This window comes from Polyangium mundeleinium (genome assembly GCF_028369105.1).
Classification (GTDB): domain Bacteria; phylum Myxococcota_A; class Polyangia; order Polyangiales; family Polyangiaceae; genus Polyangium; species Polyangium mundeleinium.
Genome location: NZ_JAQNDO010000001.1, coordinates 7,006,500 through 7,021,574 on the forward strand (window position 1 = coordinate 7,006,500; position 15,075 = coordinate 7,021,574).

13 protein-coding genes are annotated in these 15,075 nt (G+C 69.1%); 7 read left to right on the plus strand and 6 right to left on the minus strand.

Annotated features, from left to right (window positions below; all coding sequences use genetic code 11):
* Window positions 1–7: 7 nt before the first annotated feature.
* The 4 genes from accC to POL67_RS27730 all read right to left on the minus strand — a co-directional run bounded on the left by accC (window position 8) and on the right by POL67_RS27730 (window position 2,761).
* Window positions 8–1,345, minus strand: a complete 1,338-nt coding sequence (gene accC, locus POL67_RS27715; protein WP_271922374.1) for an acetyl-CoA carboxylase biotin carboxylase subunit — start codon at window positions 1,343–1,345, stop codon at window positions 8–10.
* Between the two features lie 28 nt (window positions 1,346–1,373).
* Window positions 1,374–1,817 carry an acetyl-CoA carboxylase biotin carboxyl carrier protein gene (gene accB, locus POL67_RS27720; protein ID WP_271922376.1) on the minus strand — a complete coding sequence of 148 codons (444 nt, stop codon included), beginning with the start codon at window positions 1,815–1,817 and terminating at the stop codon, window positions 1,374–1,376.
* Between the two features lie 129 nt (window positions 1,818–1,946).
* Complete coding sequence (aroQ, locus tag POL67_RS27725; protein WP_271922378.1) at window positions 1,947–2,408, minus strand: type II 3-dehydroquinate dehydratase; 462 nt, start codon at window positions 2,406–2,408, stop codon at window positions 1,947–1,949.
* A complete protein-coding gene (locus POL67_RS27730) occupies window positions 2,405–2,761 on the minus strand; it encodes a roadblock/LC7 domain-containing protein (protein ID WP_136934686.1) in 357 nt (118 codons plus the stop codon). The genes aroQ and POL67_RS27730 overlap by 4 nt, the downstream gene beginning before the upstream one ends.
* 370 nt (window positions 2,762–3,131) lie before the next feature.
* Here POL67_RS27730 and POL67_RS27735 point away from each other — a divergent pair, with 370 nt between their 5' ends.
* Window positions 3,132–4,958: an aconitase family protein gene (locus POL67_RS27735; protein ID WP_271922381.1), complete on the plus strand. Its 1,827-nt coding sequence runs from the start codon at window positions 3,132–3,134 to the stop codon at window positions 4,956–4,958.
* 57 nt (window positions 4,959–5,015) lie between these two features.
* On the opposite strand, the gene POL67_RS27740 is transcribed toward POL67_RS27735, so the two are convergent.
* A complete protein-coding gene (locus POL67_RS27740; protein ID WP_271922383.1) occupies window positions 5,016–7,160 on the minus strand; it encodes a DUF4139 domain-containing protein in 2,145 nt (714 codons plus the stop codon).
* Window positions 7,161–7,254: 94 nt separating this feature from the next.
* On the opposite strand from POL67_RS27740, the gene POL67_RS27745 reads away from it, so the two are divergent.
* Window positions 7,255–8,652 carry a sulfatase gene (locus tag POL67_RS27745; protein ID WP_271922384.1) on the plus strand — a complete coding sequence of 466 codons (1,398 nt, stop codon included), beginning with the start codon at window positions 7,255–7,257 and terminating at the stop codon, window positions 8,650–8,652.
* A 19-nt stretch (window positions 8,653–8,671) separates the two neighbouring features.
* Window positions 8,672–9,184 (plus strand): hypothetical protein, encoded by a 513-nt coding sequence (locus tag POL67_RS27750; protein ID WP_271922386.1) that lies wholly within the window; start codon window positions 8,672–8,674, stop codon window positions 9,182–9,184.
* Between the two features lie 10 nt (window positions 9,185–9,194).
* Here the strand turns inward: POL67_RS27750 and POL67_RS27755 are convergent, their stop codons facing one another.
* Window positions 9,195–11,534: a DEAD/DEAH box helicase gene (locus POL67_RS27755; protein WP_271922388.1), complete on the minus strand. Its 2,340-nt coding sequence runs from the start codon at window positions 11,532–11,534 to the stop codon at window positions 9,195–9,197.
* Window positions 11,535–11,647: 113 nt separating this feature from the next.
* On the opposite strand from POL67_RS27755, the gene lspA (POL67_RS27760) reads away from it, so the two are divergent.
* The 4 genes from lspA (POL67_RS27760) (at window position 11,648) to POL67_RS27775 (ending at window position 15,034) form a co-directional block, all read left to right on the plus strand.
* On the plus strand, window positions 11,648–12,298 hold the full coding sequence (gene lspA, locus POL67_RS27760; RefSeq protein ID WP_271922390.1) for a signal peptidase II: 651 nt from the start codon (window positions 11,648–11,650) through the stop codon (window positions 12,296–12,298).
* A 97-nt stretch (window positions 12,299–12,395) separates the two neighbouring features.
* Window positions 12,396–13,085: a signal peptidase II gene (gene lspA, locus POL67_RS27765; protein ID WP_271922392.1), complete on the plus strand. Its 690-nt coding sequence runs from the start codon at window positions 12,396–12,398 to the stop codon at window positions 13,083–13,085.
* Between the two features lie 7 nt (window positions 13,086–13,092).
* Window positions 13,093–14,121, plus strand: coding sequence for a prolipoprotein diacylglyceryl transferase (locus tag POL67_RS27770; RefSeq protein WP_271922394.1), 1,029 nt, complete (start codon window positions 13,093–13,095; stop codon window positions 14,119–14,121).
* A 73-nt stretch (window positions 14,122–14,194) separates the two neighbouring features.
* Window positions 14,195–15,034, plus strand: coding sequence for a hypothetical protein (locus POL67_RS27775; protein ID WP_271922396.1), 840 nt, complete (start codon window positions 14,195–14,197; stop codon window positions 15,032–15,034).
* The last annotated feature ends 41 nt before the right edge of the window (window positions 15,035–15,075 follow it).

The window sequence follows — 15,075 nt, forward strand, 5'->3', positions numbered from 1 at the left end:
GCTTTCCCTAGAATCGTAGTCGTTCGATCGTGCGTGTAGACATCTTGCCGGCGACTACGTCGGGATCCCGCAGGAGAGCCTGGTGGAGCGGGATGTTCGTGCGGATACCGCCGATCACGAACTCGTCGAGCGCGCAGCGCATGCGGGCGATCGCTTCCGCGCGGGTGGCGCCGTGCGTGATCACCTTGGCGAGCATGGGGTCGTAGTTGTTCGGCACGCGGAAGCCGCCGTAGACGCCCGAGTCGACGCGCACGCCGCCGCCGCCGGGCGGCAAGTACTCGGTGATGAGGCCCGGCCAGGGGACGAACGTGCGCGGATCCTCCGCGTTGATCCGGCACTCCAGAGCGTGCCCGCGAAGACCGAGAGCGCGGCCGCTCGGCAGGGAGAGGGCTTGTCCCGCGGCGGCGCGGATCTGGTTCTCCACGAGATCGATGCCCGTCACCAGCTCGGTGACCGGATGCTCGACCTGCACGCGGGTGTTCATCTCCATGAAGTAGAGATTCCCGCGCTCATCCATCAAGAATTCGAGCGTCCCGAGCGAGGTGTAGCCCGTCTCCAAGAGCGCGTGCGCACACACCTCGGAGAGCTCGGCGCGTTTCTCCGGCGTCATGACCGGGCTCGGCGCCTCCTCGATGATCTTCTGGTGCCGGCGCTGCAAGGAACACTCGCGCTCGCCGAACGTGAAGATGTGGCCGTGGCCGTCGCCGAGCACCTGCAGCTCGATGTGCCGCGGCTCCTCGACGAACTTCTCCAGGTAGACGTCCGGGTTCTTGAAGCCCGCCTGCGCCTCGCTCGTCGCCGTTTCGAAGGAGCGGCGGATCTCGCTGTCGTCGCGCACGACACGCATGCCGCGCCCGCCGCCACCGCCCGCGGCCTTGAGGATCACGGGGTAGCCGATACGCGCGGCCTGCACCGCGGCGTCCTCGGCGTCCCGCAGGACGGTCGTGCCGGGGAGGAGCGGCAGCCCGAACCTCTTCGCGGCTTCCCGCGCGCGGACCTTGTCGCCCCAGAGGCGCATCGCCTCGGGCGTGGGGCCGATGAAGGTCAGGCCACAACGACGGCAAAGCTCGGCGAACTCGGCGTTCTCCGAGAGGAACCCGTAGCCCGGGTGCACCGCGTCGGCGCCGGTGATCTCGGCCGCGGCGATGATCTGCGGGATGTTGAGGTAACTCCGCCGCGGATCGGCGGGGCCCACGCACACGGCCTCGTCGGCGAACCGCACGTGGGGCGCGGTCGCGTCGACGTCCGAGTGGATGGCGACCGTGCGGATGCCGAGCGTGCGGCACGCCCGGACGACGCGCATCGCGATCTCGCCGCGGTTGGCGATGAGGATCTTGCCGAACAAGGCTCCTACCTCTCTGCCACAGCGGCGCTCACACGCGCTTGACCCTGAAGAGCTTCTGACCGAATTCGACAGGCTTGCCGTTCTCGACGAGGATCTCGTCGATGATGCCGCCGCAGTCGGACTCGATCTCGTTCATCAGCTTCATCGCCTCGATGATGCAGAGCGCCTGGCCTTCTCGAATGTGGCTCCCGACCTCGACGAAGGGCGGCGCCTCGGGGGAGGGGGAGCGGTAGAAGGTGCCGACGAAGGGCGAGGTGACGTACGTGCCCCCTTCGCCCTCGCTCGCAGCCGCACGGGGCGGCGGAGCGGCGGGGGCGACCTCGGCGCGCTCCTCGTAGGCAACGACGCGCGCGCCGCCCGTGCCACGCGCGAGCCTGATACGCACGTGCTCGTCCTCGAACTCGAACTCGGTGACGTTGCGCTTCTCGAGGACGCGAAGCAGCGTCCGGAGCTGCTTGAGGTCGATGTTCATGCCGATCCGTTCCCGCGTGGTGGCGGCCGCTCTACCCTGGAAGCGACCCGCCAGCGTCGGGGTGCTTTCTAGCGGAAGGACGGCAAAAAGGAAGGGGATTCGGGGGCGTCGGCGGCGTGACGCTCGACGTCAATTTTCGCGCTGCTGCAGGTGGTAGACGAGGCCCAGCAAGCCGAGCACGTACGACGCGGGGCCAAAGCCGGCGACGGTACCGAGGCACGCGCCGGCTGTGATCGAGTGGTGACGGAAAGGTTCGCGCGCCGCGGTGTTCGTGATGTGCACCTCGACCACGGGCAGGCCGCTCGCGCGGATGGCGTCGTGCAGCACGACCGAGGTGTGGGTGAGTCCGGCGCCGTTCATGACGATGCCGTGAAAGCCCCCGTCCGCGGCGCGCCCGATGGCCGTCACGAGCTCACCCTCGTGGTTGGATTGCAGGAACGAGACGTCCACGCCTTCGCTCCGCGCGACCTCCTCGACGGCCTTGTGGATGTCGTCGAGGGTGGTCGTGCCGTAGATGGAAGGTTCACGCTTGCCGAGCCTGTCGAGGTTCGGCCCCGAGATCACGAGGACGCGCTTCGGCGAGGTGCTCACATGTCCTTCAAGAGCACTGGCGCCTTGACGCGTAGCATGTACCGGGCCTTGCCGACGTTACCGTCTGGCCGCACGGAGACCGCGACGAAGTGTCGCTCGTTCAGCACACGAATGACCGTCGTCACCTTCGCCGCTTCGATGGCGATCTCGGCGGTATCGCCGGCTTCGAGCATCTGGGCCGCGCGCTGGATCGACTTGATGACGACGCTGAACTCCGCGCCGATCGTGTTGATGTCGAAGGGGGCATCGGGCTTCGAGTAGCTGTCGACCGGGATGCCCTCGAAATCCATGAGGAGGCTGGCGATGCCACCCTCGGTGCCTTCGACGACCTCCTTGAGGACGCTCTGGAACATGGGCTGAAACCTTAGCGAAACCCGAGGCGGACGGGAAAAAGAAAGGGGAGGTTCGTTCGAAGAGCCTCGGATTTGCGGCCTGGCACCCCAGGACACCCGTCCGTCCGGCCGCTCTTTCCGTCCTCCGATCGTCCCGGCAGTCTCGGGGGAGCGTCTTTTGCCTCTTGCATCCCGATGCCAACCGGTCCATTCCCGCACCTACGGGCCCGCCCTCACCGGCGCTTGACCCTCGTCCCGCCGAGCGGCTAACGTGCGTCGCGGCTACGTGCCCACCGACCCATCGCGGTGGCACCTGGTTTGTCCCCACGTATCCGAACGAGAAGGACGGCCCAAAGAAATGCGCGCACGAGCCGGGGATCCCCCCCGCACGATGCCCCAGAAGATCCTCGCGGGACGCGCCGCCGATCCGCAGCTCCGAGGAGATCTGGTCCAGGTCAAGGTCGACCAGATCATCCTCTCGCGATCGCCCAACCGGGCCCTCGGCGAGGCGCTCTCCGCCGGGATGAAGAAGACTCCGGTCGAGATGGCCGTGGCCTACGACGGTACGTGCGTGACCGACGCGCGCGCGCTCGCCGACGTGGCCGCCGGCGCGCCGCAAGCCGTCTCGCCGGAGCTGCCTGCGTACAACGTGCCCATCGCCCGCGGCGGCATCGGCTTCCCCGCGCCCGTGCACCTCGAGCGCTTCGCCGCGCCGGCGAGGCTCGCGCTCACGGACGACGCGCGCCTCGCCCCCGTCGGCGGGGTCGGGATGTTGACCCTCGTGGTCTCGCCGAGCCAGCTCGGCCAGGCCCTCGCGACGGGCTCGACCTGGGTGCGCCCGCCGCGCAGCGTGCAGATCCACCTATCGGGCCGCGTGCGCCCGTTCGTGTGCGCGCGTGACGTGGCGCTCGAGCTTCTGCGCCGGGGCATCGACGAGATCGTGCGGCGTATCGAGGCCGAGCACCACGCGCCTGTCGTGCTGGAGTTCGCGGGCCCGAGCGCGCGCTTGCTCTCGGTCGCGGAGCGCGCGGTGCTCTGCGGCATCGCGCCGCAGGTCGGCGCCGCCGCGGCCCTGTTCGTGAGCGACGAGAAGACCGAGGTGTTCCTCCGGGATCAGCGCCGCTCCAAGGCGCATCGCGCCCTCGTCCCCGATCCGGGCGCGCCGTGCGAAGAGGTGGTCTCGCTCGACCTCAGCACGGTGGATCCGCTCCTCATGGACGAGGCGGGCGTCGTGCGGCCCGTGCGGGATCTCGCGGGCAAGCCCGTGGGTCAGGTCGTGCTCGGCGGCGACTCGGGGGTGACCCTGCGCGACATGCTCGCGGCCGCGCTCCTGCTCAAGTCGAAGCGTGTTCCTTCCCGGCTCGATCTGCTCGTGGCGCCGCCGTCGCGCCAGGTGCTCGAGGTCCTCGCGCAGTCGGGCGCGCTCGTGGATCTCGTGGCCACGGGCGCGCGCATCATCGAGCCCGATCGGCGCGTCGTGACGGGCGAGTTGTATCCGCCGCCGGCGGGGACGCTCTCGCTGCGCACGGCGGAGCCGGCCCCGCGCGTGCCGGGCGTGCCGTCGTTCGTCGTGGCCTCGGCCGAGACGCTCGCGTACGCGGTGGCCACGGGGACCGTCGGGGATCCGCGCTCGTTCAAGCGCCCGGTGCGCGTGACCGTACCGCGCGCGCTGCCCACCGACGACGTGCTCGTGCTGCGCGACAAGAAGGGCGAGGGCGCGGCCGCGGGCAAGTCGCCCGCCTTGCCGCCGCCGGCGTCGTGGAAGGGGCCGCTCGTGCTCGACCTCATCGAAGGCGCGTCTCGACCGAGCTCGAACGGCAAGCCCGCGGAGATGCCGCCGACGCCCGGAGGTCCGCCCCTCGCGGGTGGCGTCGTGGTCGTGCTGCGCTCGCTCGACGAGGTCCGCGCCGTCGTGGAGAAGACGATCGATCTGCCCGCGCTCCGCGCTGTCGTCGCACCGTTTGTGCCGAGCACCGCGGTTGCAGCGCTGGCGAGCGAAGGCATCGCCACGTTCGAGCTGCCGCCCGCGTCGCTCGACGGGTTGAAGGGGCAAAAGAGCCTCTCCTTGCCCGAGCCCGCCGCGTGGGGGGACAAGGTCGGCGTGGTCGTTGGTGAGCAAACGATCCAGATGACCTGGCTCGCGCTCGGCGCGGAGCGGACGTGGACGCACGCGGGCACGTCGCGCTCGCCGGGTTCGTCGAAGGCCTCGAAGGCCTGAGAGGGGAGGGGGGCCCCCGCGGCGTCGGCCGCGCGGCGCCCCCCGCTCACGCGCTCGTCACGGGTTCGGCAGCGCCTTCTCCAGCTTGATCGAGGCGAGCAGATCCCGCAGCCGCACCGACTGCTCGTTCACCTCGATCTCGAGAATCGTCAGGCGCTTCGTGAGCTCGCCGAGGCGCGTCGAGGCCTTGCCGAGCCGATCCGTGAAGTCCTGCCGCATCTTCTCGGTGTTCTGGCGCGACACGGTGTCCCGCGGGTCGTCCTTGATCTTCTCGATCGCCTTGAGGTTGCGCCGGAGCTGCTCGCTCTCGCGCTCCAGCGTGTTCTGCTCGGACTGGAGCTTGTTCCGCTCGTCGAGCGCGGTGCGCAGCTTGCCACGCGCCTCCCACGCCTTCTTCAGGTCCGCCACCACGACCTTGTCGGCGCGCGCGTCGTTCATGTAGGCCTTCACCGCGTCGTCGGCGAGCTGCGACAGCACGTCGACCTGCCGCGTGAAGCTGCGACGCTCCTCCACGTCGAGCACGTTCGTCCCGCGCTTCGGCGTCGCCTGCGGGACGAGCGCGCTGCCCGTGCCGACGTTGTCTTCCGTGCCCTTGGGCGGGTTTTCGAGCCGCGTGCCGGGCATCCGCGCGTGCTTCACGAGCGTCTTCGCGTCGAGGTCCGTGCCGTTCTTGATCGTGTACTTCGTGTGGTAGACCCAGTCGCGCTCGATGAAGAGCTGCCCCGCATCGATCTTCGCGAGGCGCGCGCTGAGCTCGTCCTCCGTGCGATCCGTGGTCACGGCGAGGCCCCGTTCGAGGGCGAACGGCACCGTGGCGACGGCCCCGGGCGGCAGCGGATCGACCATGCCTTGCCCGAGGAACGCGCCGTTGTCGAACACCGCGATCGGCCCCTTTTCGAGCAGGCCCTTCGTGTTGTTCGTGAAGCGCGCGACGCGGAACGGATGCGCGAACGAGTCACGCACGCCGCCGTCGGGCGAGTAGAGGAAGATCGCCTCGCCGGGCACGCTTTGCGCGAGCAAGAGGACCATCGTCGCGCTCTTGTTCGGGATGTCGACGGGGAAGGGGAGATCGTAGCGCGTCGTGCCGCCCTCGATCGCGACGGCCGCCAGCGCGTTCACGTTGCGCGGGTTCGACGGCGTCACCGGTCGCGGCATCTCCGTCGGATACGGCGCTTGCGAGGCCGCAGCGCCGGCGCCGGGATATCCGCCGCCGTAGTTCGCCGCCACGCGACCCTTCGTCGCGGGCGCCGAGCGCGTCGTCGACGCGCGCGGCGCCCTCAATCCACCCCGACCCTCGCCGCCAAAATCGCCATCTGCTGCCGCCTCTTCCTTCGCGGCCTCGGCCTCTGCGAGCAGACCGTCGAGGCTCTCGCCCGTATCTTCTGTCCGCGACGCGTCCATCGGCATGGGCGGCGGCGGCGGAGACGCCGGGGGCGCCATCGTGGGCAGGCTCGTCTCGCCCACGGGCACCGACGCGATCACCTCGCCTTGATCCGTCACCACGGGGCGCGGCGGCACCACGGGTTTGTCGAGGGTCGCCTGGAACGCGAGCGGCGCGCCCGCGACGAGCGAGAGCCGCACGCCCTTCCAGTCCTCGCCCGACTGGTTCTGCACGATGCCCCAGGCCTGCAGATCCGCCTTCCCCGCGCCGGCGGTCTCGCCCCTGCCGATCACCAGGCGATACGAGGGCCGCCAGACCGGCGTCTCCGCGACGTACCCGACCACGAGATCGTGCTCTTCGCCGTCGAGCGTCAGCCGCACCGTCTCGCGCCCATCGCCCTTCTTCTTCTTCTTCAGCTTCGGCGGCTGCGGCGGCTGCGGCACGCCGAAACGAGCCTCGGGAGCCGGCGGCTCGGCCTCGGCGTCCTCATCCTCCTCTTCGCCGTCGCCTTCGTCCTTGTCCTTGTCGAGCTCGACCGGGAACGATGCGCTGCGCACGCTGCTCCCGCCCTGCTCCATCACGGCGAGCGTGGCGAGGAAGTCGCCGATGCGCTCCGTGCGGACCTTGAACGCGACCTCGGGATCTTCCACGTGCCCGGCGCGCTCGTAGTAACCGACGCCGTTGCGGTAGATGACCACGCGCCGCAGCGCGAGACCGCTCTGTACGTCGGGCCCCCGCGCGCATCCCGCGAGGGGGAGCGCGGAGGCCAGAAGGAGAAATCCACCTACGGTACCCAGTCGAAAGCGAGAAAGACGGCTCATGCGTTGCCTCGAACGCGCGAGGATACGCGCCCTTACACCAAAATGTGCGGTTTTCGCGGCCGTCCGGCACGAACGGGGGTAGATAGCCGGCGCCATGCCCTCTGCTCTGCGCTGTACCGCGTTCCTGGCCCTCCTCGGGGCCTCCGCTGCCTGCACCCAGAACGGCGAATCCCAGCCCCCGAAGCCTGCCGCGACGCCTGCCGCGGAGGCCACGAGCGCCGCGGCTCCGGTCGTCTCGATCGCACCTGCCGCGAGCGCGGCGCCGGCGCCGACCACCGAAGCCCCGAAGACTGCGCCCGCCGATGCGACGGGCCTCCCCAAGGACCTCAACGTCCTCGTGGTCACGGTCGACAGCTTGCGGGCCGACATGCCCTGGCTCGGCTACCCGCGCGACATCGCGCCGGTGCTCACGAAGTTCGCGAAGAGCGCGGTCTCGTACTCGCGCTTCTACGCCATCTCCTCGTACACGGCGATGAGCCTTGGCGGCTTCCTCGCGGGCCGGTACCCGAGCGAGCTCGAGCGCAGCGGCTACTTCTTCGGCAACTACCCCGACAGCGTGCTCATGTTCCCCGAGCTCCTGCAGAAGGCCGGCGTGCGCACGTTGACCGCGCACGCGCACTTCTACTTCGACCAGAAGGCCGGCTTCCGGCAGGGATTTGATGTCTACGAGATCATCCCGGGCCTCTCGGTGGACAACACCACGGACAAGAACGTCACGAGCCCGCAGCACGTCGATCTCGCGAAGAAGATCCTCTCGGAGAAGGCGAACACGGGCGGCCGCTTCTTCGCCTGGTTCCACTTCCTCGACCCGCACGATCAGTACATGCCGCACGACGGCATCGGCCCGTACGGCAAGTCGACGCGCGACAAGTACGACGCCGAGGTCACGTTCACCGATCAGCACCTCGGCAAGCTCTTCGAGTTCGTCGATTCGCAGGAGTGGGGCAAGCGCACGGCGATCATCATCTCGAGTGATCACGGCGACGCGTTCGGCGAGCACGGCATGTACCGCCACGGCTTCGAGCTCTGGGACGTGCTCACACACGTGCCGCTCATCATCCGCGCCCCGGGCGTCGTGCCCCGCCAGATCGACGAGCCGCGCAGCGGCGTCGATCTCGCGCCCACGATCCTCGAGATGTTCGGCCAGCCCAAGGATCCGGCCATGCAGGGCACGAGCCTCGTGCCGGAGCTCTACGGCAAGGATCCCGAGAAGCGCGACGTGATCATGGACCTGCCGCGCACGAGCGACAACGACCGCCGCAGGGCCTTCATGCGGGGCGACTTCAAGCTCATCGCCGAGGGCGACGACGCGGGCTACCGCTTCTTCAACGTGAAGGACGATCCGGCCGAGAAGGTGGATCTCAAGAAGAAAAACGCGGACGAGTTCGAGAAGATCAAGGCCGCGTACAAGGAAAAGAGCGGCACGATCAAGGACGTCTGCCCGAAGATGCGCGAGAAGCTGAAGGGCAAGAACAAGAAGAAGCCCTGCTGAACGAGGGGAGCGACGAGCCGTGGACAAACTCACGCGAGGCGCTTCGGGGCTCCGTCACCTGCGGTGGGCGCGGGAGATCTACGCGACGCTGGCCGCGCACGTGGAGCACGGCGCGCTCGAAGCAGAGGCGAAGAAAGCGCTGCGGAAGGAGCTCACGCGGCTCGACAACTGCATCCAGGAGCTCTCCGGCGCCGTGAAGGCGTACCGCGATTTCCTGGAGCGCGAGCGCGTGCGGTACCGCGGCGCGATCCGCGCGGCGACGTTCAAGCAACACGCCTCCGACGGGGAACGCCTCGGGGAGGCGACGGCCGCGATGCAGCGGGAATCGCTGCCGCGCCAGCGCACGCTGAAGGCTGCGCTGGAGCTCGCGATCGCGGAGCTCCGCGCCCACCTGTCCGAGATGGACACGCGGATCGCGGGGATCGTGTCCGAGGTCTTCGTAGAGAACCTCTACCCGCCGCTCACGAAGGACCGATCCCGCGTCGCCGACGACGGCGACGACGATGACGACGCGGCCGGGCGCGACGACTGACGCAGACGGCTCAGTGAAAGATCGAGGCGAGCAGCCCCAGCGCCGCCTTCTTCCGGATCCCGTCTCCGCTCGTCGCGCCTACGCACATCGGGCACCCGGCCTGGCACGTGCACCGTGAGACGAGCTGCCGTGTCCGCGCCACGAGCTCGTGCGCCGACTCGCAGATCCGCTCCGCCAAACCCACGCCGCCGGGCACGTTGTCGAAGAGGAAGATCGTCGGATCGAACCCGGCGTGCGGGCCGCCCGACGCTTGCGGCGGCTGGTTCTCGTCGTCGCCGCCGTCGCCGAGCGTCTGCCCGAGGTCCCGCGGATCGCACATCAGCGCGAGCGTCGAGACCGTCTCCAGCGCGACCGCGATCCCGCGCATCCCCTCGATCGCGGCGGCGCGCCCGAGCCCGAGCTCCATGCACACCTCCTCCGGCACCGTCAGCCAGAAGCTCGTCGTGTGCATCTGCATGTCCGGCAGCCGCACGTCGCCGTAGCCCGTGTTCTCGTGCGTGTGGAACTTGATCTTCTTGTACCCGACGATCTTCTCCACGACGCTCACCTCGCCCCAGCCAGACATCGCCCGGCCAAGCGGCGCGCGCGCGCTCTCCTCGATGACGGCCACCTTTCGTTTCGTCATCGCGGTCGTGAAGTAGTCGGGCTCGACCTTCGTGACGAACGCCTTGTGGTTCTCGTAGTCGAGCTTCTCCACTTGGTACTGCTCGCCGTCGTGCTGGTAGATCGCCTGCTCATGCAACATCGTGTGCGTCGAGCGGAAGTCGAGCTCGGCGAGGACCTTGCCCTGGGCACGATCGATGATGACGAAGTTGTCCCAGCCCACGGTCCGTAGGCTCACGTGGTTCGCCGGGTACGCGTCCGTCGACCAGTGGAACCGATCCTCGGACTCGTGCACCACGCCGTGCCCGGCGAGGAAACGCAGCGCTGCCTCGGTGTTCTCGGGATCCATGCCGCGGTAGTCCTCGCCGCGCAAAAACGGCATCTCGAACGCCGCGCACTTGAGGTGCTGGATCAGGATCTCGGTGTTGTCCGGATCGATCCGCGCCTGCTCGATCTCGCCCCGCAGGAGGTACTCGGGGTTCGTCGCGAGGTACTGATCGAGCGCGTTCGAGTTCGCGACCATCACCGCGATGCTCGTGCCGCCGCGCCTCCCTGCGCGGCCGAAGCGCTGCCACGTCGCCGCGATGCTGCCCGGATAACCCGCGCAGACGACCGCGTCGAGCTCGCCGATGTCGATCCCGAGCTCCAGCGCATTTGTGGCCACGACGCAGAGGATTTCTCCCTCTCGTAAGCCGTGCTCCACACGCCGCCGTGTCTCCGGCAGATAACCGCCGCGGTACGCCATGATCGCGTCAGGCCCGACCTCGTCGCCCACGCGATCACGTAGGTACTTCAGCATGATCTCCACGGAGTTCCGCGACTGCCCGAACACGATCGTCGGCACGCGCGCCCGGATGAGATCCACCGCGAGGCGCACCGACGCCTTCAGCGTGCTCGCGCGCACGCCGAGCTCGGCGTTCACGACGGGCGGGTTGTAGACGAAGAGCCGCCGCGCCCCCCGCGGCGCGCCCGATGCGCCGACCACGCGGATCCGATCCTCCGGCACCCCGAGCAGCCGCGACGCGTGCTCGCCCGGGTTCCCGATCGTCGCCGTCGCGCACAGGAAGATCGGATCCGACCCGTGGAACTGCGCCACACGCCGCACGCGCGCGAGCACGTGCGCCACGTGCGATCCGAAGACCCCGCGGTACGTATGCAGCTCGTCGAGCACCACGTACTTGAGCCGCTGGAACGTCCGCGCCCAGTGCGCGTGATGCGGCAGGATCCCCGCGTGCAGCATGTCGGGGTTCGTCATGACGATCGGGCTCCGCTCACGGGCCGCGCGCCGCGCGTCGCCGGGCGTGTCCCCGTCGTAGACGATGGCCGGGATGGTGAGCCCCGCGTCGCGGATGAGCTTCTGCACCCCGGCTTCCTGGTCCCGGGAGAGCGCCTTCGTCGGGTAGAGGTAGATCGCGCTCGCGTCGGGATCGGCCATGAGCGCCGAGAGCACGGGCAGGTGGAAGCACATGCTCTTGCCGCTCGCGGTCGGCGTCGCGACCACCACGTGCTTGCGCTCCCGCGCGGCCACGAGCGCCTCGGCCTGGTGCGCGTAGAGCCGCGTGATCCCGCGGGACGCGAGGGCGCGGCGCAACGCGTCGGGCAGATCGGCGGGGATCTCGCGGTAGTCGCCTTCGGACGCGGGCAGGGCCCGATCGGCGGTCAGGCAAGGGCGCACGTACCCGGAGGCGAGCCAGCCTTCGATCACGGCATCGACGCCCACGGGCTGCTTCCACGGCGGCAGCGGCATGGCGCGCATACTAAACGGATGTACCGCAGTGCGCCACCACGCCCCGGGGAACAAGGAGCCACGCTGGGCCGCTTTGCAGGTCCGTGGCCCATCGCGTACACATGGTCGACCCCATGACCGGACAAGACGCCGAGGAGAAGCGCGCGGAGGCGCCCCCGGACGACACCTACCGCCCCTCCATGCTCTTCCTCGCCGTGATCACGGTCGTGTCCGCCGCGGCCGATCTGGCCTCGAAGGGCTGGGCGAAGGCTGCGTTGTCCGGGGCAGACAAGGGTCGCCCGAAGAGCATCGAGGTGATCAAGGATCACTTCGACTTCATCTACACGCTGAACCCGGGCGGGGCCTGGAGCTTCCTCCGCAGCTTGCCCGAGAACCTCCGGCGCCCGTTTTTCCTCTTCGTCTCCTCGGCCGCCGTCGTCTTCATCGTCTCGGTCTATCGCCGCATCCACCGCGATCAGTGGGCCATGCGCTGGGGCCTGCCCCTCGCGCTCGGCGGCGCGGTCGGCAACCTCGTCGACCGCATCCGCTACGGCTCGGTCATCGACTTCATCGACTTCTACGTCATCCGGAACGGCCGCGAGATCCACTGGCCGACCTTCAACGTCGCCGACATCGCCATCGTCGCCGGCGTCCTGCTCATGGCCCTCGATACGTTCCTGTCGCGCAAGACGCGCGGGGGATTCGGCGAGCCTGTGCCGCCAGCCGAGCCCTTGACCGCGAGCCCCGCGCCGCCGGCGCCTCTGCCTCCGCCGGGAGAGGCGTGAGGCAATTCGACACTGGACAGCCGCCACGCCTCGGGGTACCGCCGAACACGCTACCGAAAGATCCGGCGCGCCTTGGGGGCGCACCATCGCGAAGACCATGACGGAAGAGAAATCCGAGGAGCAAGAGGCCGCCCAAACGGCGGGCGAGGGGTCGAACGAGCCGAGCGCGGAGGCCCCGGAGACCGGGGCGGGCGAGGCCCCGAAGGCCGCGCCGCCGTACCGCGCCTCGTACGTCTTCCTCGGCGTGGTCGCGATCGTCACCCTGGCGCTCGATCTCGGCAGCAAGTGGTGGGCGGTCCAGAACCTCGACAAGCCGTTCGCCCGCGTCGACCTCATCAAGGGCTACCTCGCGCTCGCGCTCGCGCACAACCGCGGCGGCGCCTGGGGCCTGCTCCAGAACGAGAGCGAGAACGTGCGCAGGCCGTTCTTCGTGCTCGTGTCGATCGTGGCGATCGCGTTCATCGTCTCGCTCTACCGCAAGCTCGCCCCGAACCAGACGGCGCTCCGGTGGGGCCTACCCCTCGTGCTCGGCGGCGCGCTCGGCAACCTCGTCGACCGCATCCGCTACGGGCACGTCATCGACTTCATCGACATGTACATCGGCAACGGCACGGGCCTCGACAAGCTGGTCGAGAAGATCTCAGGGCCGATGCGTGAGTACCACTGGCCCACGTACAACATCGCGGACATCGCGATCGTGGCCGGCGTCATCCTGATGGGCGTCGACATGTTCACGTCGCGCAAGAAGAGCGCGCCGCCGAAGAAGGCCGAAGAAGCCTCTTCCTGAAGGAGCCATGCGACCCGAGCTCTTCCGCGTCTTTTACCTCGACATCGGGTTCCCGGCCTATTTCGGCCTGCTCCTCACGGGCTTCCTCTTCGCCACGGCCCTCGGATCCATGTGGGCGCGGCGAATCGGGCAGGATCCCGATGTCATCGTCGATCTCGGGCTCGCGTGTCTGCTCATGGGCGTCGTCGGCGGGCGCCTGCTCCACGTCATCGCGGACGGCTACTTCTGGGACTACGTGCACCTCTGCACGGACCCCACGAAGGTCGACTGGCCCTACAACGAGGCGCAGTGCGCGCAGCTCGTCCCGCGCGGCTCGGGGCTCAACCTCTTCGGCTGGTACCCCTTCGGCGAGGAAGAACGCGTCGCGCGTGGCGTTTGGGACGCGACACGCGGGGTCTGCCATCCGCCGGCGCGCGACTGCTTCGCGTGGGCGAAGTTCTGGCAGGGCGGGCTCGCGTATTACGGCGGGTTCATCGGCTCGTCGCTCATGGCGGTCTACCTGCTCAAGCGGGATCGGTTTCCCTTCTGGAAAGCCGCGGACATGGCCGGATTCGCCGTGCCGCTCGGGCTCGGGTTCGGGCGCATGGGCTGTCTGCTCGCAGGCTGCTGCTTCGGCGTCCGCACGGACGGTCCGCTCGGGCTCGCGTTCCCCGCGAACAGCCCGGCGAGCGAGGCGCAGTGGAAGCTCCACGAGCTGCCCGGCCTGAACCACGTCTCGCACCCCGTGCACCCGACGCAGATCTACGAGTCGGCCGTCTCGTTCGCGATCGCGGCCTTCTGCCTGCTCTACGTCCACGGTAGGAAGCGCTACGACGGCCAGGTCTTCGTCGCGTTCCTCGCGCTCTACGCCGTCGGCCGGTTCGTGCTCGAATTCTGGCGCGCCGACGATCGCGGCGGCCTCTTCAGCCTCTCGACCTCCCAGCTCATCGGCCTCGCGATCTGCGGGCTCGCCTTCGCCCTCCACAAGCAGCGCACCCGCGCCTCCTCGGCCACGCCGCCGGCTCCCCCGCCCACAAACGCCGCGACGGCGAGCTGATCGTCCGCGCTGGATTCGAGCGCCCACCCCGGGAGGCATTTTGCCGGACCCAGGAAGCGCTTATCCTTGCGCCATGACGAAATCCTCTTCGCTTTCCCTCGTTCTCCGTGGCTCCGTATTCACGAGCCTCGTGTGCGTCGCGGCAGCGTGCGGGTCCGCGGAGACCGACCTCGACCCGCGGCCTCCGTGCACCGGCCCCGGCTGCGTCAACCCGAGCGGCGGCGTAATCCCGAGCGGCGGCGGAGGTGGCGCAGGCGGGCAGGGCGGCGAGGGCGGAACACTCTCGAACGACGTCACGGGCAACGTGGGCGTGCTGAACGAGCCGGGCTTCGCGCAAATCGGCCCCTACGCCGGCGCCGCGACGATCTTCGCCACATCGAGCACAGGCATGCCCCTCGAGGCGCCCTACGGGGACATGGTCACGAGCTTCAGCCTGCCCTCCGTGATCAGCGGCACGCCCTGGATCTTCGTGCGCGATGAGACGCTCGGGGCCACCGGCATCCTGTCCACGCACTCGGCCGTGCGCGTGCCCTCCTCGGGCTCCGTGACCTTGCCCGTCGTCGATCGCAACGTGCTCACGTCGATCGCGGCAACCTTGCCCGCGCCAATCGTCATCGACACGGCGCGCGCGCACCTCATCATCAAGGTTTCACGCAACAACCAGCCGCTCTCCGGCGTCGCACTCACGACGTCGCTGCCAGGCGCAGAGGTCGTCTACGACACGGGCGTGGGGCTCTACTCGAACTCGACGAACCTCACCGGCCCAGCCGGCGTGATCCTCGTCCTCGACGTCGATGCGCCCCAGACGGCCGAGCAACGCACGTTGACGCTGACGGACGCGAACCAGCAAGGCTTCATGATCCAGCTTCCGATCCAGGCAGGCGCGGCGACAGTCGCAGGGTTCGCGCTGTAGCCGCGTTCTTGACGGGATCGGAGCCATCCCCGAAAGTACGC